Below are 19,063 nucleotides of genomic sequence, written 5' to 3'. Positions count from 1 at the left end.
GCGCCCGCCCCAGGGTCATGGCACCATCGCCTTCTACGATTTCCCCGCCGAGCAATGGATTCACTTGCGGACCACCCACCCCATCGAGTCGACCTTCTCCACGGTCAAACCCCGCACCAAGGTCACCCGCGGCGCGGGCAGCCCGGCGGACGCCCTCGCGATGGTGTTCAAGCTGGTCGAGTCCGCTCAGGCGCGATGGTGCGCGATCACCGGAGCCCACCTGGTGTCCCTGGTCCGCGCCGGTGCACGATTCGAGAACGGCGTCCTGGTCGAGCGGGAGGAGCAGGCCGCATGAACGTCCACGACATCCCGCAGAACCCGGACGAGCACGTCCGCTTCGCGGCCTACCTCGACAAGCTGGGGCATGTTGCCGACGCGAACGAGCTCGACCTGGTCAGCCGCGTGCTCACTGACCCGGACCAGACGATGGCCCAGTCCGCTGTGCTGCGGCACCTGGACCGTCGAGCCGCCGGCCTCTACCCCGGTCCCGCCTACGAGGGGTGGGCGCAGGCGATGACCCAAACCACAATCGGCCACCCCTTCCTGGCTCAGCGCCTGCGGGAGTGGTCACTCTTCCGAGCCATCACGCTCAAGCTGCCCTGGCAGCCGGAGGACCTACTCGCGTCAACCAACTGGCTCCAGCTCAAGACCGCCGCCGGGACGAACACCGAGGCCATGGAGATCCTCGCTCAAGCCGGCCGCACCAAGCGGATCCGCAACACTGCCAGGACCGGCCTCAACCCCCGCAGCGAGAGCTGAAACCAGCCCACCCCCAACTCTTGACCATTGCTCCCTCGACGGCGGCCTGAGCGACTACACCTGCCCCTGGTACACACGGATCTCGGCCGGCCGGAACGCAGTGATCACCGTCCAGGCTGCGCGCCCGGTCAGCGCCTGGACCCATTCTTCGAGACAGTCTCCGGCATCGCGGAAGAACCACGAGTCGAAGCTCCCCAGGACCTCCAGGGCGGGAGCGAGTCCGTATCGAAGCTCGCAGTGCACCTGCACGTAATGGTTGTGATCACCGTTGCTGCCGCAGATCTCGAACTGCCGCGTGAGGTCCAGGGTGAACGTCGGAGGGCCGTCGAACGCGTGGGCCCCGTACTGGAACAGCAGGCCATCAGCATCGGGTGTGTCCGGGACGTCGAACAGCCGCCGGGCGAAGCGGAGGAAGGCAAGCCAGGCGTCCTGTGTATCCAGATCGGCAACCGCCCGTGGCCCGGACCCGAGGTCGTACTCAAGCAGCCCTGCGGCCTCGTCCACCGACGGTCTCCCTGTCATGCCCCCTCCTCCGCCACGGCAGGGCCAGCGTACCCAGCCCGAGCAGCGGCGAGTCGTACGCCGGCCTGTGCGCACCCCTGTCCCGCGCCGCACACCGCCGACCTTGCGCACAGGGCTGGTCAGTACCCGCTTGCTGCCGCATTCGCTGGAGTGTGTCTTCACCCCGCTACTGTGAAGCACATGCGTTCGATCGAGTTTCGTGTGGCTTCTCATGAGTGCGGCTGGCTGCGCGAGGGCGAGACCGTATCCGTGCTGGAGTTCCTTGTGGACGGGGTTCCATTCCTGGAACTGGTGCGCCAGGCCGAACTTCCCGACGCGCTCGCAGAGCAGGCCGAACGTGCCGCGGAGTTCACACCGGAGTCCGCGCCGTTGCTCGCTGGTGACTACATGTATCCGAGGCGCCTGTCCTGTGCGCACCTACTCGGAGGGAAGCCGGACCGTGTCCCGCACGGTGCCGAAGAGGGCGAGAGTGTGCTGCTGGGGTGCACGTGCGGCATCGACGACTGCTGGGCATTGACGGCAAAGATCACTGTCAATGACACCACCGTGACATGGTCGGATTTCCGCAACACCCACCGAGACTGGAACTACGACACCATAGGCGTCCTGACCTTCTCACGGCAGCACTACGAGGGGTCGCTCCGCACGGCCCTCGCGGACTGCTGATCCGCGCGAGGGAAGGTGCCTCCCTCGCGGCTTGGTTCAGGCTCAAGAGGAAAGGTTCGGCTAGGACAAGTATGACGGTGCTCAGTGCACTGCTGGCGGGTGCGCGATACGACAGGCCACCTCGCGACCAGTGCGTGGGTGGTGAAACGACCTTCCGTGCCTGATACAGGGCACAGCCGGATGCCCTCGCGGGCACCCTCGGGGTAGCGACTCCTGTGTCATGCCGCCACGCCCTGGATGCCCAGGGATGAAGCAGTCGCCGGCCATCGGCTCGGCGCGTGCCGCCCGGAGAGCTTCCTGGCTGGTCCGAAGCCCTCCCGGCCCGGAGGGCGGCCATTCGGGCCGGGAGGGCAGCAGAAGGGGACGATCGGGCAGCGCTGATGCCCGGCAGCCTGGTGTCCTGGCGGTGTCTCAACTCGTACGGTCCCCTTGTGAGCCTTTGGACTTCCCTGGAACCCGCTTCCACCACCGTGGACCCGGGCAGCACCGCCACCGTGCGGTTGCGGCTGCGCAATACCGGCGATGTCGTCGACGAGTACCGGTTCTCGCCGGTCGGTGACATCGCGCCGTACGTCTCGGTGTCACCGCCGACGCTCCGCATCTATCCAGGCACCACAGGCTCCGTGGAACTCACCTTCGCGCCCCCTCGTACCCCCGACGCCACTGCGGGGCCCAACCCCTACGGCATCCAGATCATCCCCAGCGAGCACCCGGAGGCGACCACGGTCTCCGAGGGCAACCTCACCGTCACGCCCTTCACCGAGGTACGGGCGGAACTGGTCCCGCGTACCGTCAAGGGGCGCTTCCGTGGCCGCCCGAAGCTCGCCATCGACAACATCGGCAACACCAAGCTGACCGCTTCGGTGAACGGCAGCGACAACGGCGACCAGCTCTCGTACGACATACACCCGGCCAATGTGCAGATCGAGCCGGGCCGGGCCGTCTTCATCAAAGCCACCCTCAGACCGCGGCAGATCACCTGGTTCGGCCGCGAGGAGAACCGGCCCTTCAGCCTCGATGTGCAGCGTTCCGGCAAGGAACCCATGGCGGTGGAAGGGACGTATGCGCAGAAGGGAGTCCTGCCCCGCTGGCTGGCGACCTTCCTCACCATCCTCCTCGGCCTGGTCATCGCCTTCGTCGCGCTCTGGTTCGCCTTCAAGCCGCAGGTACGGAGCATGGCGACCGAGCGGCTCAAGGAGGCAAACGCCGCAGCGCTGCCTCCTCCACCGTCCACACCGGTCACGCCCCCGTCCCCGTCGGCGTCACCACCTGCCCCCGATTCCAAGGGCGCCGGGCAGTCCAAGCCCGGGGCCGGGGGCGGTGGGGGCTCCGAGGAGGAATCCGACGGCCCGCACGGCCCGCTTCCCTGGAGGCCGGGCGACGGACCCAATCTCTACGTGCAGTTCGCACAGGCCCGGCTGTCCACCTTCACTGACTCCAACCCCTGCAAGCTCACCGCGCAGTACACGCTGGGAAAAATGGACCAGCCCACCGTGACCGCGCTGAAGTGCTTCCAGAAGGCCAACGACAAGCGTTACGACGGCCTGACCGTCGACAGCGACGGACTGGGCAACCTCGGACGGTCAACGATGACGGCGTTGAAGTTCGCCCACTTCGGTACGGACACCTCCTCCGTCCAGCCGGGGCAGGACAACGCCGACGTGCTCTGGATGACCAGCGCCGTCCTCTGGGCCGACACCGAGGAGTTCAACGACAGCAATGCCTTCGGGGTCGGCCTGTACACCCGGAGTGACAGCATCTACCTGCTCACCCCGAAGTACCGTTCGCACGCCGTCGCCGGCCAGCAACTCGCGGACCTGATCGGCCGCTACCAGCGCGACGTGGGCCTCACGGTCACCGGAAAGGCGAACGCCGAGACCTTCGCGGCGCTGCACGCCGGCCGGGTGAAGAACCAGTACGCCCCGGGGACGGTGACGGCCAAGGACTTCCCGCCGCCGCCCGTTCCAGGAGGCTGACGGGGTCCCGGATCGGGCCGTCGGACGGTCGATCTGCCGCGCACACGGCCCGGGGTCGATGTCATTGGCGCAGGGACGTCAGGCCGCAGGGGGAACTCCCGAATCGGGCTGCCTCGGAGACCGCCCCCGTATGAGGCGGCAGATTGTTGGGAACCCGCAGTGTGAAGCCTTTCGTGACGTGAGCGCCTTCGGGAGGTGTGCCATGGCCAGCGCCAGAACGCGGTCCGTCGACGTGTCCGATGTCGTGCCCCTCGCCGCAGTCCGACGGGACGCTCTCGCGTTCGTCACTGACGCAGCGTGCCTGTTCCGGTGCCGCCTGCGGCCCCAGCTCACAGAGGCTGTCCAGCTTGTCGTGAGCGAACTGGTGAGCAACGCGCGACGTCATACAGCGGGGCCGTGCTGCCTGCGACTGTCGGCAGATGCATCCGAGGTGGGCATCGAAGTCACTGATACGAACCCTCGCTTTCCAGTGGCACGTGCTCCTGATCCGACCGGTGTGCGGGGCGGCTGGGGGTGGACTGTGGTCAGCTCGGTGGCTGAGGAGGTCCGGGTATTGCCCGGCCCCGGGCCGGGAAAGAGGGTGTACGCGCGTCTTCGCCGGTAGGCGGGCACAGAAAGAGCCAGCCGTCTCTTGTTGATACGGCCGGAGCGGCGCCGCCGAGCGGACACCGGCCTCGTCCGGCAGGCCAAACACCCGGGCCGAGGGGGAGGCGGTCTGGCCGGGCAGGGCAGAGGTGTGCCACGCTGCTGGGGTATCCAGCCTGGTCTGGTGGGGTACCCCGCGCTGCCGTGTGGTCACCTTGTGGCCGTCGGACGGTACGGGTGGTCTTGCTCGGCTGTGCGCGGCACCGATGTCCGCGCGCCTGACGGCCCCTTCCCTCCGGGAAGCCGACCGTGATGGGCTCTGTCCCGAACGGCGGTCCCGATCATGCGTGAATTCGACGTGAGCGTCAGCCAGAGTCCCCACCGGATCGTGGTGACTCCCACTGGAGAACTCGACATCGACACCTGCCCGTATGTCACCCAGGCCACCGAAGGCCTGGCTCTGCGCGACACCACCCTCACCGTAGACATGTCCTCCGTGTCCTTCATGGACTCCAGCAGCCTCAACATGCTGCTGCGCCTACGGCTACGCGCCCAGGCCGAGGGTGGAACCCTGGAGTTGTGCGGCCTGCGACAGCAGGCCCAAAGGGTTCTGGAAATCACCGGCGCGAAGGAGCTGTTCCTCGCCGGTCATGCATGAGCCACGACGGACCGTTGTCTGAACCCATCCATATTTTCGCAGGTCAAATGGCTCTTCTGTGAGCTTCCGCGGATGCCTGCACGTGATCCCGAGAGGGACTCTGCACGATGCGTGCCGTCTGAGGTCGGCCAGTCGGTGGGAGCACGCCGACAACGTGAGGGCAGTACGAGAACCGCCCTGCGGGTCTTCAACGAATTCACTTCTCTGCCGTGGACGTGGCATAGCCACGTCCACGCCGCTCGTGTATCCAACAGCCGGCGGGGCAGACGGCCTGTAGGCGTCGCGCGTACCGCGGTGGCCGACCGGCAACCAATCCGCACGAGCTGGAGGATGTGTATCCCGTTGATCGTCAGCCAGGATCCGCTCATCTCCGAAGCCGCCAGTACCCCGGCCCTGGGCGGCATCGGCCCCCTCATCGCGGGAATCGTGATCGTAGCCGTACTCATCGGTGTCATCCCCTGGGCCATCCACCGCCGCAGGACGCAGCCACCACCGCCGAAGCCGTCCGAGCAACCCAAGCGGCCTGAGAGGCGTGCGCACATCGAGGAGAACCGGGAGCCGGATACCCAAGCCTTCCCGGACGACGGCTCTCGGCTGACCCCACATCAGCTCAAGTCACACAGCACCCACCCGAGGATCGGCGACCACCGTGAAAGCGAGGACCGGGACGGCGGATCGCTCCGCGACGACGGCCCTGGGCGGTGACCGTCAGCGGCTGCGACCTCTTCGGGGGCCTCACGTTTCGCGTTTTCAGCGGTGAGTAGGACGCGGTCGCTGTACAGAGCCGTTCTGGCGGTAATTCGCAGCCGATTGTCGAGTCGCGTAGAGGCACGATCCCCCGTACCCATTGCTGTGACACGACGCCCCGGCTGCTCCGGCTGATCCGGGCGTGCGGTGTCGCCGGCGAGTCCTCGCGATGCCCAGTTCTCTCCGTGTGCTCCAGTGCACGCCGTCGCGGCATGTCGTGGCGCTGTGAGACTGTGGTTCCGAACGGCAGGGTCGGTCAGGCCTGGGTGCGGTGAACACATTCCGTGACGACTTCGTGGAGGCTGCCGGTCCGTGCGAGTAGCTCCCGCTGAACACGGGAGCCGGTGCCTTCGGTCAGCAATTTGCTGATCGTTTCCTGGACGAGTTCCAGGTCACCGGCGTCAATGAGGGCGTCACGTGCATGGTCGACGAGTGCCTGGACCACGGTGCGCGCTGGTGCGGGACGCATCGTCGCCGGATGGATCAGTTGCTGTTCCAGCCCGTACCTGCCGGCCTGCCAAGAGGCCATCCGAAGGACCGTCAACGCCCGAGGGGCGGGGGGTTTTCCCTCCCTCCACTCTCGAGCGGCGGTCTCGACGAGTGCTCGCGTCAAGGCGGCGAGCATCACCGGGGCGGCCGGGTCCAGGCATACATCGGCCGCGCGTACTTCCACGGTGGGGTAGCGGTGAGACAGCCTGGCGTCGAAGTAGATCATGCCCTGATCCTTAAGAACCCCCGTCTCCAGCAACTCCTGAACGTGCTGGTGGTACGCGGCTGGAGAACCGAATACTTCCGTGGGCCCTGCTGACGGCCAGCGGCCCCAAACCTGGCTGCGGTAACTCGCATAGCGGCTGTCGTTTCCTTGCCAGAACGGTGAATTCCCACTGAGCGCGAGGAGCACCGCAGTCCAAACGCGGATGCGGTCGAGAACCGCGACACCTTCCTCATCGGAACCCACCGAGACGTGAATGTGGCATCCCCCGGTCAACTGCTCCTGCGCGGTGAGCCCGAACCGGTCACCCATCCACTGGTACCGCTTGCCGAGACCCAATGACGGCCTTACAGGAAGAGGAGACGTGGCCAACGCGGCGACGGCAGCACCCATGCGTTCGGCGTGCTGGGCCGCTTCGCCTCTCCAGCGCCGAATCTCCCGTGCCAACTTCTCCATGCTCGTGTGCGGACGGGTGGCGAACTCCAGTTGCTCGCGCTGAAGCTCCGATTCGAAAACCTCGTCCTTGCCTCTTCGCAGCGCCTCGCGCGAGGCGGCTGCAAGAACTGCTGTCGACAGGTCCCGGGGCTCGCCGCTCTCCGCGTCCACCAAAAGCAGCTCTTCTTCTACACCCACGGTTCGCACGATGACCGCCTCTCTGCTGCCTGGTCGACTGTCACTTCTGTGATGCTGTCGCACATCGTCCACGAGTACGCCGATTGCCTCGGGCATCGCCCAGGTGGCAGCCGGGGCGGCGTACGACCCGCGTCCGCGACACCACTCTCGGCACCTCCAGGCCTGGGGGCCGACTTCAGGAAGCGTGTTCCCGGCCGGATCGGGCCGGGGCTCCGGGGCCAGGCCGCGCCCCGCGGTCCAAACGGTGCAGGGGCTGCGACGGGATCTGGGAGCGCCCAAGGTGCGGGCTGCTGGGTGGTGACTCGATCCCTGATGGTCTTGTCACTGCTGGGCCGCAGAGCCGTCGCGCGGCGCACTGCTTCCGGCAGAGTCTCGCTTCAGCTCCGGGTACAGTCCGCGCTCGGACGCGTCGTCCTCGTGCCGCAGGACCCTCGCGCGCTCTGAGAGACGCTCGACCGGTGCGCCGCACAGCGGGGGCAAAGAGACCGGCCCGTAAAGGAAGGATCTTCGTCTCGAGCTTCATTCTGCTCGTGTGTCCCCCTCCCCGACATGCACACCCTGTCGTTCTCCCGCCGTGAACCTGGCGCAAGTCAGAACGAGGGCTGGAGTTGCGGCCTGGGGTGCTGATCGACACACCTCCCCACCCACTGAGTCAGGCCGCGGCCGTTTCAGCGTCGAGGAGCTCGAGCAGGGCGGCACGGTGAAGTCGGGCGATCGGGCTGAGAAGGTCGGGGTGGCGCAACAGAGGGGCGGCATCGTGATCACGGGGGCTGGGGACGGTCAGTCGGCGCGGGTCCCCCGCGGTGCTGGGGCCGTGTTCGGTGAAGGACAGGGCGGCCTCCGCCCGGATGGCGAGGCGGGGGTCGCCGAGCAGGTTTGCCGCCCAGCTGACGACCGTTTCATCGACCCAGGTGCGCCAGGACTCTTCTGCCCCTTCCCCGTGGCGTTGGTCGGCGCCGGTGAGTGCGTCCAGCCCTCCGGAGCCTCCCGGACCGAGGAGCTTCATCAAGTCGACGTCAAGCGTCGTGGGGTATCGCAGCGCGGCGGCGACGGTGGCCGCTTGCCGTGCCTGGGCTTCGGCCAGCGCGTAGTTCAGGGCGCCGGCTGCTGCCGGGAAAGCGGTCAGGAGCCAGCGCGTGGCAGCGGCTATGACTGGTGAGAGATCACTGGGCATGTGAACCATCCTTCAGGCACGACCGGTGCCTGTCTGTCGCGGGGGAGCCGGCCGCGCCGTCGCGGAGCAGGTCAGCGTAGGCGGCCGACCCTGACCCGCGACAAGGAGCTACGTCACAGTCGCCGCCCCGGAGGAGCGATCACCGCCACTGGTGGCTGAGTCAGGACTTGCCGCGGCCGGTGACGAAGTCGCGCACGCGGTCCACCAGCCCCGCGCCCGGTGCGAGCAGTTTGTTTGCGGGAGGTGTGTCGGGTGCGGAAGGGTGCGGCCTGGTGGGCGCCATGGCCTTGGCCCGGCGGATCTTGTCGCCCAGTTCGTCCAGCGCTTCCGGCGTACAGACCTGGCGCAGCCGGGGAAACAGCTGCCCTTCCTCATCGCGGACGTGCGTATCGACGCCCTCCATCAGCTTCTGCAGGGTGGGATGGAACTGCGCGTCGTCCACCCTCATCTGCTCCAGCTTCTTCATGAGCTTCTCGGCCTCGGCGTGCTCCGCGATCTCCTTGTCCGCAAGCTCATCCCCACCTTCGACGTGCTCGCGAACGGCGGGATAGAGGTACTGCTCCTCTGCGACCGAATGCCGCACGAGTTCGATCGTGACCTGATCCACCAGTCCCCGCAGCCCGATGTCCCCGGTCGGCAGCGCCTCGATCCGGGAGAACAGCTCCTCCACCTCGCGGTGGTCGGCCTCGAGCTCCTCGATCACGTTTCCGCCGTGTCCCATGCCAGCTTCCTCTCAGGTCGACCGCTGCCGGACTGCCCGGCAGCTGGGCGATGAGTTCCCTGCTCGCCGGCCACCGCCTACACCATCGCCGGCACCCCACCCGTTTGGTGGTCGGCGACGCCTCCGCAGGGATGGACTGCAGTATCTGGACTGATGCGGGGCTGGGCAACGGTCGTCGGCGTCGCAACGTCGTGGCTGGACGTGTCGCGAATCGCCCGTCGGTGCATCCGAGGATGGTGGGTGTGCGCCGTCCAGGTGGCGGGTGGGCCCGGTGGGTGCGGAGTATGGGAGGGCTGAAGTCCGCACGCTGGGGAAGGCGATGCGGTGAGTAGCAGGCCTGTACCGGAAGGATGGGGTGTCATGCCGGCAGGATCCAGCAAGAAGCGTGAGCGGCAGTACGAGCACATCAAGGAGAGTGCCGAGAAGCGGGGTGCGTCCGAGGGCCGGGCGAAGGAGATGGCCGCCCGTACGGTCAACAAGGAGCGGGCACGGTCCGGAGAGGCGAAGTCCTCCAGCAAAGCGTCCACGCGCGATCCGAAGTCCGCATCCCAGCGGGGCGGGCAGCGATCCCACTCCGGCTCGCAGGGTCCCACGAAGGACCAGCTCTACGAAGAGGCGAAGAAGAAGAACGTCGAAGGCCGCTCCACCATGAGCAAGCAAGAACTCCGCAACGCTCTCGGCCGCTGACCTCGTCAGACACAGCCCCCGGCCGCTGATCTTCGGCAGTCCAAACGGCGGCCTCCGGGCGTTCGTGCCGGAAATCGAGGTGGCATGAGCTTCGACATGTGGGCTTACCACCCGGAGTCGCATCACACGCCCGGGATGAGCTTGGTCGGCTACACGGTGATGGCGACCGACGGTGAGTTCGGCACGGTCCATGAGGCCACCGAGGAGATCGGCTCCACCTATGTGGTCGTCGACACCGATCCGTGGATCGTCGACAGGCACGTACTGCTGCCTGCCGGCACCATCATGCGCGTGGACCGTCATGAGGAGACGATTCTCGTCAACCGGACCCGGGACGAGATCAGACGTGCCCCCGCCTACGACCCCGAGCAGCACCGCGGCGACAGCCAGTACCGCGAGAGCGTTGCCGACTACTACCGCCCCTTCTACAGCTGACGCACACAGGCAGATCCAGCCGGCCGGTTCGCAAACCGCCCCGGCGATCAGCGGCTGGGCGGTGATGGACGACCCGATCAGGCGCACGGCTCCCCACCGGGCAGACGTGCTCCGGCTGCCGGAGGCCGGATGTCAGTGAGCGCCCCTTCGCCGACTCGAACTCGACCCACTGGCCGTCGCTGTCGGACAGAGCACAGGAATCGCAGGGACCGCCGGCCGGAGATCGCCGCGGCACTGCCTCGCCTCTCCCTCGACAGGAAGCGGCCGCGATGGCGGGCGCACGAAGCTCCTGTCCCTGTTCCATCCGTGCCGCTGGCACTCTCCGGCACGGGCTCGGGGCGTGGCGGCCGCTCGGGCAGGAAACGAGCCGCCCGGCCCGCATGGAGAAGTGGCGGGGCGGAGCCTCTGAAGCGATGGTGGTGGTAATGGGGCATAACGCAGGGATGGCAGCTCGGGCACTTTCGTAGAGCGTGCTGCTCCGCCCCTTCGGCGAAGCAGCGCCCCCGGGTGCCGTGTCATGCTCGCCGGCCGCCGAAGCGGTCAGGCTGCGTGGCGCGTGCGCGCAGCTCGAACACGAAACTGACGTCCCAGCCCTGAGCCGTGCCCAAGCACTGGCTCCGCCGGCGCCTCGGCGGAACGCGGCACGAAGGATTGGACGGAGTCTTGAGCAGTGTGGACTCGGCGGACGTCGGTCGTGGGCTCGACCGGGTGGAGTTCCTTGCACGCCAGTTGCACGCCGCATTGGTCGCCGCAGGGCACACGGTCGCGGTCGCCGAATCCCTCACCGCAGGTCGGCTGGGAGCCGCGCTCGCCGAAGCCCCGGGAGCCTCACGGACGTTCCGCGGTGGGGTGATCGCCTACCAAACCGAGGTCAAGGCGTCCGTGCTCGGCGTCGACCTCTCCTTGCTGAGCGCAGAAGGGGCTGTTCACGCCGATGTGGCGGTGCAGATGGCCGAGGGCGTCAGGCGACTCATGGATGCTTCCTACGGCCTGGCGACCACCGGAGTCGCCGGCCCGGAAACCCAGGACGGGGAGCGGATCGGAACCGTGTTCGTCGCCGTGGACGGGGCGCATGGGAACGTCGTCGTCGAGCCCGGGCCAGGCGAGGCCGGAGACAGGGAGGCGATCCAGCGGAGGGCGGTCGTCGCGGCACTGGAACTGCTACGCGATCACCTTCGCCCACCACAGGAGCAGCGGTAACCACCACACGTGTACCCCCACGGGTCGGGGTGGCCGATGCGTGGGGGAGGAATCCTCTGCGGAAGGCGGCTGGTGTACATGACCGGCAACGCACCCCATGGCATGAAGGGATCCGGCGGACTCCGCGTCGTCGTCATCGGCGCGAGCGGCAACGTCGGGACGAGCGTGGTTCGGGCCTTGGTCACGGACCCCCGTGTGGTGTCGGTCCTCGGCGTCGCCCGGCGGCTGCCCGGCTGGCAACCGAAGGGAACGGAGTGGGTCGCCGCGGACATCGACCCAGGCGGCCCGGGGCTTGCGCCCCTCTTCGCCGGGGCGGACGTCGTCATTCACCTGGCGTGGAAGTTCCAGCCCACGCACGATCCCACGACCACCTGGCGGACGAACGTGCTGGGCAGCATCCGCGTCTTCGAAGCCGCCGCAGAGGCAGGCGTTGGTGCGCTGGTCAATGCCTCATCGGTCGGTGCGTACTCCCCGGGGCCGAAGGACCGCCGGGTGGACGAGAGCTGGCCGACCCATGGCTGGCCGGGCGCAGCCTACTGCCGCGAGAAGTCCTACCTCGAACGTTTCCTGGACGCGTACGAGCAACGCCACACCGCCATGCGGGTGGTCCGCATGCGACCTGGTTTCCTCTTCAAGCGGGAGTCCGCGTCGCAGCAGCGCCGGATCTTCGCGGGACGGCTACTGCCGGCCCGGCTGGTCCGGTCGTCTCTGGTTCCGGCCATCCCCGACCTTCCGGGGCTGGTTTTCCAGGCCCTGCACACCGACGATGCAGCCGCGGCCTACCGCGAGGCAGTCGTCCGCCCGGTACGTGGTGCGTTCAACCTTGCGGCGGACCCGCCGCTGGACGCGGACGTGCTTGCCGGAATCTTCGAAGCGCGCCCCCTGCGGACTCCATTGCCTCCAGTGCGGGCCGCGCTCTCCGCGGCGTGGCGGCTGCGGCTCGTGCCCGCCTCGCCGGATCTCTTCGACGCCGTCCTGCGCCTGCCGTTGCTGGACACCTCTCGAGCCCGCGCGGATCTCGGTTGGGAACCGCGCCGCACGGCGACTGAAGCGGTCCAGGAGTTCCTGTCCGGGCTCCACGCACATGCGGGTATGGACACCGCCCCTCTGGCGTCGTGACCGCTCAGGGAGCTGCATGTGTCACCTGGGCACGTGCCCATGGACAGGGCGGAGCACCAGCCCAGCCGCCCGCGGCGGCGGTGAAGGGATGCACACGCTCACTGTCCGAGGGCCCGGTCGAAGCCCCTGACTACAGCAGTTCGCGGGATGTTTTAGATGCCAAGGCTTCGGCAAACCGTGAAGCATGGTGCAAATCGGCTACACGATGATGACGGAGCAGGCTGGGCCGAGGGCGCTCGTGGATGACGTCGTCGCTGCGGAGCGGGCGGGTTTCGACTTCTCCGTGACCTCGGATCACTACTTCCCCTGGCTCGAGGCGCAGGGTCACTCACCCTACGCGTGGAGTGTGCTTGGTGCCGCAGCCCAGGCGACCGCGCGCATTCCGCTCATGACCTTCGTGACGTGTCCGACGACTCGCTATCACCCGGCCGTGGTGGCCCAGAAGGCGGCCACGATGCAACTGCTCTCCGAGGGCCGCTTCCGTCTCGGTCTCGGGTCGGGCGAGAACCTCAACGAGCACGTGGTCGGCAGGGGCTGGCCCTCGGCCCGGCTCCGCCTCGACATGCTGGAAGAAGCCGTCGAGATCATCCGGAACCTCTTCGCCGGCGGCGAGCTGAACCACCACGGCACCCATTTCGACGTGGTGAACGCGCGGCTGTGGGGCCTCCCGGACGAAGCTCCTCCTATCGGTATCGCGGTCTCCGGGGAGCGCTCCTGTTCACTTGCCGGCCGACTCGCCGACTTGGTCATCGCCACAGAGCCGAAGGCCGAACTGCTGGATGCCTTTGACCGGCACGGAGGGGTGGGCAAGCCGCGGATCGGTCAGCTCCCGGTCTGCTACGACACCGACCGGGACGCCGCCGTGGAGCGTGCCCACGACCAGTTCCGCTGGGCCGTCGGAGGGTGGTCCGTCAACTCGGAGCTGCCCGGGCCGTCCGGCTTCGAAGGCGCGACGAAATACGTCACGCCCGAGGATGTGGCTGAGATGATCCCGTGTGGGGACGACATCGGAGCCTTCGTCGACGCCGTCCGACCGTACGTCGAGGCGGGTTTCACCGAGATCGCACTCGTACAAGTGGGGGGCGACCGGCAACGGCCCTTCATCGACTGGGCGGAGAAACAGCTTCTGCCGGCGCTGCGGGAGCTCTGAGCAGGCCACCTCGCGCCGCCAACGGGCAAGCCCGACCGTGCCTCGCGCTGGTGCTCACGGGCCAAGCACCACCAACGTCCGCACCCAGACCACCGCCGGGATGGATGCATTCACGCCCCCGCACCGCAACTGGACCGCCGCTGGTGCGACCCGCTCGGCGGAACGCACATCAACCGCACGTGAAGCCATCCCGCCCGTCCCCAGCCGGTACGACAGGACAGCCGACACCTATGGAGCAGCCGTGAGTATCAGCTCGGTCCCTGATGCGGGAGCGACACCGTGACGACATCTTCTCGCCGTGAACACCTCTCCAGTCGAAAGGCGACGCCCATGCCACGCGCGGCCCTGTTCGACGTCGACGGCACACTGACCGACACCAACCACCTTCACGTCGTCGCCTGGTGGGAGGCATTCAGGCAGGCCGGGCACGCGGTGGCGATGCGGAAGATCCACCGGGCCATCGGACTCAGCGCGGCCGATCTCGTGGCCCATCTGCTGGGCGACGCCCGCGACAGGGACGAGGACGAAGCCCTCGCAGCCGCCCATGACACGCTGTACGGCACATGGTTCGACCGGCTCCCCGCTCTCGACGGAGCCCAAGACCTCCTGCGGACCCTCGCAGGCCGCGGCTGGCGTATCGTGCTCGCCACCTCGGCCGGGGGAGGGGAGCTCAAGGCGCTACGGCGAGCCATCGACGCGGATGAGGTCATCGCCGGCGTGGCCTCGGCCGATGACGTCGAGGCCGGCAAGCCCGCACCAGAACCGGTACACCAAGCGCTTGAACTCGTCGGCGTGCCCGCTGCGGAGGCCGTCTTCGTAGGGGACACGGTGTGGGACATGAAGGCGGCCTCCGCAGCCGGCGTAAGAGCCGTGGCGCTGCTGTCGGGCGGCATTCCCCGCGCGGATCTCGAAGAAGCCGGAGCAGCTGCCGTCTATGACGACCCGGCAGGCCTTCTGAAGCACCTGGACTCCAGCCTTCTCGCGGCGTAAGAGCTCCGCGCGTGACGCATCGTCTCGGGGTGACGGGCTGCGTACTCCCGGCGAGGGCGGATCCTTCCGCGGGCCGGTCGCAGGGCGCCGCCATACGAGGACATCCGCACACTGATGACGAACCCGCGGCACGGTCGGATGCGGTGGCATCTCGTCGCGAAGGATGAACCTCGACCTACCAGCCCGGCCAACGGGTTGGCTGAAGCACCGGGTCCGCGACACCGCGGGGGATCGTCGCGGCCGTCACCGGCCTCACGGCCCACCCGTGCACGGCCTGCCGGAGGCTGCGCGCCGAGCCGATGACGCCACGCCGTCCGGGGCACCCCGGGTCCGTGCGACATCGCCGCCGACGTCCCGCCGTAGCTGCCATGGCGCACCAGGGAGAGCGCTCTCCCTCACCGCCGGTGTGAGCGGCCATTCACCCGTCCAGCCGCCTGCCACGGATACCGCCGACGCTGGGCTTTTGCTGTCTGGACCCCTGTCGCCCCATAGGTGCGTGTGCTGGCACGGCATGCGAGCGGCCGCGCGGGGTGCTTCGCTGAGGACGCCCGCTCCCCCTATCACGAAGGAGTGATCATGAGCGTTTCAGGTGAGTCTCGCGACCCGAGCCAGCAGATGCGGCAGAAGGTCAAAGAGATGGAGCAAGCCGCCGAACGTGCCCAGGACCCCCAGGAGCGCGAGCGGCTGAAGGACAAGGCCCGTCAGCTTCGCGAGCAGATTCAGCAGCGCGGCAACGCCGGCGGAGACGACCTCGGCCCTCTGTGACCGTAGGTCCTCGAACGCAGCGCAGGGGCTCCTGATCGACGGAGCCCGGCACGTGTGGGCTGGTGCCGCGGCACCAGCCCACACCCCCGCGCTTCGGCGTCGCCGGGCCGGCTGGCAGGTGAAATGAACCGCAACCAAGTCCCACCGCAGCGGTGCGATCAGTGCCACGCCCTCATCGTCGAGGGCGAGGTGCTGTGTACGCACGTCCCGGACTCGTCGTTCATCGATCCCGGCGATCCCAACCGCGATGGAGACAGACCGCTTGTGGCCTGCTCACCCGAGCACCTCGCCGAGCTCATGAAGACGGCAGGTGTCCGCCCCTTCCTGGAGGCGGAGCCTGTGGGCGGGCAAGATCGACCGCGCCCTCGCCGCTCACCCGCAGGCTTGAGTCTGTATGCGCTCGCCCTGCAGACCGGACTCAATCAGGACCAGATCGCGCAAGCGGCGCTCTGGTCCGGCCGTTCCGTGCACTCCCTGGGCAGCCCATCCTGTGATATACCCACGGTGAGCAGCTCCAGGTCCGACGGCCAGGGCCACGCCCGCGAACCATGGCGCAACGCCGTGTCCCGCCGTGCGGAGTTCCTCGACGGACTCCGCTTCCACGCGAGCATCGATCAGGGGCGAAGAGGTGAGTCTTCCTCGTCCCAGGTCCGGGTGTCCCGGGGCTGTGCGTACGGCTCGGCGCCGGGCGGGTGTCCGCCGGCGATGGCCCTTTGCCGTACAGCCTCGGCGTCGAACTCCAGGCCGAGAAGGATGGCCAGATTGCTGATCCACAACCAGATCAGGAAGACGATGATTCCGGCCATAGCGCCGTACAACTTGTTGTAGGAGCCGAAGTTCGCGACGTAGACGGCAAAGGCGGCCGAAGCGATCATCCAGATCATCAGGGCCAGGAAACCGCCCGGGGTGATCCAGCGAATTCCCCTCACCTTGGCATTCGGGCTCGCCCAGTACAGGATTACGATCATGGCGGTCGCCAGTATGAGCAGGACAGGCCATTTCGCGATTGACCACACCATCAGTGCCGTGTTCCCGAAGCCAAGCGCGTTGCCGGCTCCGCGGGCAACGCTGCCGGTGAAGACCACGATCAGCGCGCTGATCACGGCGAGACCCATGAGTGCGACCGTCAGCCCGACTCGCAACGGCAGAAGTTTCCAGACCGGGCGGCCTTCAGGCATGTCGTAGACGGCGTTCGCCGCGCGGATGAACGCCGCGACATAGCCAGAGGCCGCCCATACCGCCAGCACCACACCGAGCACCGCCATCAGAGATCCCATTCCGGCGCTCCCTCGCAGCTGCTCCACGGCCCCGGTGATGACGCCGCGGGCCGTGCCCGGTGCGAGCCGGCTGAGGTTGTTCACCACCTCGTCGGTGGCCGAGCTGCCTGCCATGCCCAGCAAGGAGATCAACACAAGCAAGGCGGGGAAGAGTGACAGCACACCGTAGTACGTCAGAGCCGCCGCCCGGTCAGTCAGCTCGTCGTTCTTGAACTCGCTCAGACTTCCCCGCAGCACTCGCCCCCATGCGCCTTTGGGCAGCTGGGCCGGAGTGTCCGGTGCCGCCCGCTCGACCCGAGGATCTGGACCTGCATGCTTCCGGGCCGGCGCCTGTGTCGTGCCGCTCCGCCGGGTTCGTCGGGGAATATGCAGCTTCGCCATGAAAGGCGGATACCCCGGCTGAGGGATTTACGCGTCGCCGGGAGCTCTTTGTCTTGCCCATGCACCGAACATGCCGGACCGAGCTTGGGTTTTAGAGTCGTCGAAGTTGCTGCTGTGCGGGTGCAGTTGGAGGTGTTCGCGTCCGGGGGCGTGTGCTTCTGCCGCGGCGCCGGCGGTGGGCACGCTGGTCCTTCGGCTCGGGAGTCGTGTGCTTGATCACGACCTCTGCATAGGTAGCAGCGCTTGCGACGGGCGCTGTGCACCTTGTCGGCGCTTGCCTGCTCAGGCCGGATCCGGGGCCGACCGCCGAGCGGCCCGACCAGTTGCGCGGACCGGCGCGGTCGCCCGGGTCGCACCCACGAGTCGTTGTCCGAAGTGCCAAATGGCCGATCGCGAGAAGGGGGATCGGCCGCGCCGCGTTGTGTTCGGCCGTGCCTGCGGGAACCTCGGGAGTGGTGAGACTTCTGGGAGGCTGGTGTGGAGCGAGAGTGGATCGGGCTGGCCGAGGTTCTTTCCGCGGCCGAGGACGCGGCGCCGGTGGAGTCCCTGGATGTGGTCGCGCGCAATCTGCGCCAGCGGTTCGGCGCCAGCTACGTCTCATTCCTGTTCGTCGACATCATCGGCCAGAAGGCAGTGCGGGTCAGTGAGGAAACCGACACGCAGCGAGGCCTCCATGCCGATCAGATCCCCCTGGCCGGGAGCGTCTACGAGGAAGTGCTGCGCAGCCAGCGCTTGGTGCAGGCGACGGACGGACGGCAAGGCCAGCGGGTGGTCGTCCCGGTCACGAACCGGGGCGACACCCTCGGGGTACTGGAGCTGACTCTTCCCCGGGTGAGCGCGGAGGTCCTGGAACAGGTCGAGGAGACCGCGCATGCGCTGGCGTACATCGTCATCGCCGACCGTCGCTTCACCGACCTCTACCATTGGGGCAGGCGTACGACGCCGCTGACTCTGGCGGCCGAGATCCAGAGTCACCTGCTGCCCTCCGCCCCATGCTACGAGGCGGCCCAGTTCACTCTCGCCGGAGCCGTAGTACCGGCCGACTCCAATGCCGGCGACACGTACGACTACACCCTTGACCACGACACTCTGCATTTGTCCATCACTGACGCCATGGGACACGACGTGAATGCCGCGGTCCTGGCCACCCTTCTGGTCAACGCTTCCCGTGGCGCCCGTCGCGACGGATGTGACCTGACGGAACAGGCCCGCCGGATCCACCAAGTTCTTCTCGACCACAGCCACGGCGCCCTGGCCACCGGGCAGCTCCTGCGTATCGCCCTGGACGGCAGTGGGGCGGAACTGATCAACGCCGGCCACATCTGGCCGCTACGTCTGCGCGACGGCAGCGTGGAAGAGGTCCGCCTGGACGTGCACCTGCCTTTCGGAGTCCCCTCCGCCGCGCCATTCCGCGTCCAGCCTCTCGACCTGAGACCGGGGGACCGCCTCGTCCTCTACACCGATGGGATGCAGGAACGCAAAGCGGAAAGCGTCGATCTGCCGGCCCTCATCCGCGACACCGCCACCGAGCACCCGCGGGAGGTCGTGCGGGCCCTTACCGCAGCGGTCACCACCGCATGCGAAAGCCACCTCCAGGACGACGCCAGTGTCCTGTGCCTGGACTGGCACGGAACAGACACAGGCGGCCGTGACACGCACGCCGGAGCCGACGAAACCCATTGCCCGTGAAGGGCTCTGGAGGCGGGGCATGTTCCGTCCGATGACGCCTGGCTGTCCGGAGAGGTGCCGTGCGGGCGAGGGGGCCACCTCTGCGCGGTGGTGTCGTGGCGCAGACCCAGCAACTGCCGTCCGCACCCGGCGCAGAGCGCCGCGTTGGTACTGACGCGACGCTCTGCGCGACGAGTACCCACCGCACCTTGGGCGACGTCCGGGCGAATGACCGTGA

Annotated in this window: 19 protein-coding genes and 2 pseudogenes; 15 read left to right on the top strand and 6 right to left on the bottom strand. The window is 67.8% G+C overall.

Annotated features, from left to right (window positions below):
* Positions 1-31: 31 nt before the first annotated feature.
* Both ABZ532_RS22190 and ABZ532_RS22185 read left to right on the top strand, forming a co-directional pair.
* A pseudogene (locus ABZ532_RS22190) lies at positions 32-295 on the top strand (IS256 family transposase); the annotation flags it as partial.
* On the top strand, positions 292-759 hold the full coding sequence (locus tag ABZ532_RS22185; RefSeq protein ID WP_361286229.1) for a hypothetical protein: 468 nt from the start codon (positions 292-294) through the stop codon (positions 757-759). The pseudogene ABZ532_RS22190 and the gene ABZ532_RS22185, both read left to right, overlap by 4 nt.
* A 54-nt stretch (positions 760-813) precedes the next feature.
* On the opposite strand, the gene ABZ532_RS22180 is transcribed toward ABZ532_RS22185, so the two are convergent.
* Positions 814-1,281 (bottom strand): hypothetical protein, encoded by a 468-nt coding sequence (locus ABZ532_RS22180; protein WP_361286226.1) that lies wholly within the window; start codon positions 1,279-1,281, stop codon positions 814-816.
* 180 nt (positions 1,282-1,461) lie between these two features.
* Here ABZ532_RS22180 and ABZ532_RS22175 point away from each other — a divergent pair, with 180 nt between their 5' ends.
* The 5 genes from ABZ532_RS22175 to ABZ532_RS22155 all read left to right on the top strand — a co-directional run bounded on the left by ABZ532_RS22175 (position 1,462) and on the right by ABZ532_RS22155 (position 5,871).
* A complete protein-coding gene (locus ABZ532_RS22175; RefSeq protein ID WP_361286223.1) occupies positions 1,462-1,947 on the top strand; it encodes a hypothetical protein in 486 nt (161 codons plus the stop codon).
* A 431-nt stretch (positions 1,948-2,378) separates the two neighbouring features.
* Positions 2,379-3,923 (top strand): peptidoglycan-binding domain-containing protein, encoded by a 1,545-nt coding sequence (locus ABZ532_RS22170; RefSeq protein WP_361286221.1) that lies wholly within the window; start codon positions 2,379-2,381, stop codon positions 3,921-3,923.
* A gap of 58 nt (positions 3,924-3,981) precedes the next feature.
* Positions 3,982-4,527 (top strand): ATP-binding protein, encoded by a 546-nt coding sequence (locus ABZ532_RS22165; protein WP_361286218.1) that lies wholly within the window; start codon positions 3,982-3,984, stop codon positions 4,525-4,527.
* Between the two features lie 324 nt (positions 4,528-4,851).
* Positions 4,852-5,166, top strand: a complete 315-nt coding sequence (locus tag ABZ532_RS22160; protein ID WP_361286215.1) for an STAS domain-containing protein — start codon at positions 4,852-4,854, stop codon at positions 5,164-5,166.
* A gap of 342 nt (positions 5,167-5,508) precedes the next feature.
* A complete protein-coding gene (locus ABZ532_RS22155) occupies positions 5,509-5,871 on the top strand; it encodes a DUF6479 family protein (RefSeq protein WP_361286212.1) in 363 nt (120 codons plus the stop codon).
* Between the two features lie 298 nt (positions 5,872-6,169).
* On the opposite strand, the gene ABZ532_RS22150 is transcribed toward ABZ532_RS22155, so the two are convergent.
* The 3 genes from ABZ532_RS22150 to ABZ532_RS22140 all read right to left on the bottom strand — a co-directional run bounded on the left by ABZ532_RS22150 (position 6,170) and on the right by ABZ532_RS22140 (position 9,153).
* A complete protein-coding gene (locus tag ABZ532_RS22150; protein ID WP_361286386.1) occupies positions 6,170-7,267 on the bottom strand; it encodes a glutamate--cysteine ligase in 1,098 nt (365 codons plus the stop codon).
* 643 nt (positions 7,268-7,910) lie between these two features.
* The gene (locus ABZ532_RS22145) at positions 7,911-8,432 is read right to left on the bottom strand and encodes a hypothetical protein (protein WP_361286209.1); all 522 of its coding nucleotides are present in this window, start codon (positions 8,430-8,432) and stop codon (positions 7,911-7,913) included.
* A gap of 160 nt (positions 8,433-8,592) precedes the next feature.
* Positions 8,593-9,153, bottom strand: a complete 561-nt coding sequence (locus ABZ532_RS22140) for a hemerythrin domain-containing protein (RefSeq protein ID WP_361286207.1) — start codon at positions 9,151-9,153, stop codon at positions 8,593-8,595.
* A 360-nt stretch (positions 9,154-9,513) separates the two neighbouring features.
* Between ABZ532_RS22140 and ABZ532_RS22135 the strand changes: the two genes are divergently transcribed.
* The 7 genes from ABZ532_RS22135 to ABZ532_RS22105 all read left to right on the top strand — a co-directional run bounded on the left by ABZ532_RS22135 (position 9,514) and on the right by ABZ532_RS22105 (position 15,499).
* Positions 9,514-9,840 carry a plasmid stabilization protein gene (locus ABZ532_RS22135; protein WP_361286204.1) on the top strand — a complete coding sequence of 109 codons (327 nt, stop codon included), beginning with the start codon at positions 9,514-9,516 and terminating at the stop codon, positions 9,838-9,840.
* Positions 9,841-9,924: 84 nt separating this feature from the next.
* Positions 9,925-10,275 (top strand): PRC-barrel domain-containing protein, encoded by a 351-nt coding sequence (locus ABZ532_RS22130; protein ID WP_361286201.1) that lies wholly within the window; start codon positions 9,925-9,927, stop codon positions 10,273-10,275.
* A gap of 672 nt (positions 10,276-10,947) precedes the next feature.
* A complete protein-coding gene (locus ABZ532_RS22125; RefSeq protein ID WP_361286383.1) occupies positions 10,948-11,475 on the top strand; it encodes a CinA family protein in 528 nt (175 codons plus the stop codon).
* Positions 11,476-11,553: 78 nt separating this feature from the next.
* On the top strand, positions 11,554-12,594 hold the full coding sequence (locus ABZ532_RS22120) for an NAD-dependent epimerase/dehydratase family protein (protein ID WP_361286198.1): 1,041 nt from the start codon (positions 11,554-11,556) through the stop codon (positions 12,592-12,594).
* A gap of 184 nt (positions 12,595-12,778) precedes the next feature.
* Positions 12,779-13,744 (top strand): LLM class F420-dependent oxidoreductase, encoded by a 966-nt coding sequence (locus tag ABZ532_RS22115; RefSeq protein WP_361286195.1) that lies wholly within the window; start codon positions 12,779-12,781, stop codon positions 13,742-13,744.
* 330 nt (positions 13,745-14,074) lie between these two features.
* Positions 14,075-14,734, top strand: coding sequence for an HAD family hydrolase (locus ABZ532_RS22110; protein WP_361286192.1), 660 nt, complete (start codon positions 14,075-14,077; stop codon positions 14,732-14,734).
* A gap of 576 nt (positions 14,735-15,310) precedes the next feature.
* On the top strand, positions 15,311-15,499 hold the full coding sequence (locus ABZ532_RS22105) for a DUF6381 family protein (protein ID WP_361286189.1): 189 nt from the start codon (positions 15,311-15,313) through the stop codon (positions 15,497-15,499).
* 614 nt (positions 15,500-16,113) lie between these two features.
* Here the strand turns inward: ABZ532_RS22105 and ABZ532_RS22100 are convergent.
* Both ABZ532_RS22100 and ABZ532_RS22095 read right to left on the bottom strand, forming a co-directional pair.
* The gene (locus ABZ532_RS22100) at positions 16,114-17,157 is read right to left on the bottom strand and encodes a YhjD/YihY/BrkB family envelope integrity protein (protein WP_361286186.1); all 1,044 of its coding nucleotides are present in this window, start codon (positions 17,155-17,157) and stop codon (positions 16,114-16,116) included.
* A gap of 157 nt (positions 17,158-17,314) precedes the next feature.
* Positions 17,315-17,471 (bottom strand): annotated as a pseudogene (locus ABZ532_RS22095) (IS5/IS1182 family transposase); the annotation flags it as partial.
* Between the two features lie 163 nt (positions 17,472-17,634).
* Here ABZ532_RS22095 and ABZ532_RS22090 point away from each other — a divergent pair.
* A complete protein-coding gene (locus ABZ532_RS22090) occupies positions 17,635-18,846 on the top strand; it encodes a PP2C family protein-serine/threonine phosphatase (protein WP_361286183.1) in 1,212 nt (403 codons plus the stop codon).
* Positions 18,847-19,063: the final 217 nt, after the last annotated feature.

Origin of the sequence: Streptomyces sp. NPDC019396 (assembly GCF_040632375.1) — a bacterium.
Lineage (GTDB): Bacteria > Actinomycetota > Actinomycetes > Streptomycetales > Streptomycetaceae > Streptomyces.
This window is presented reverse-complemented; position numbering and strand designations above follow the sequence as displayed.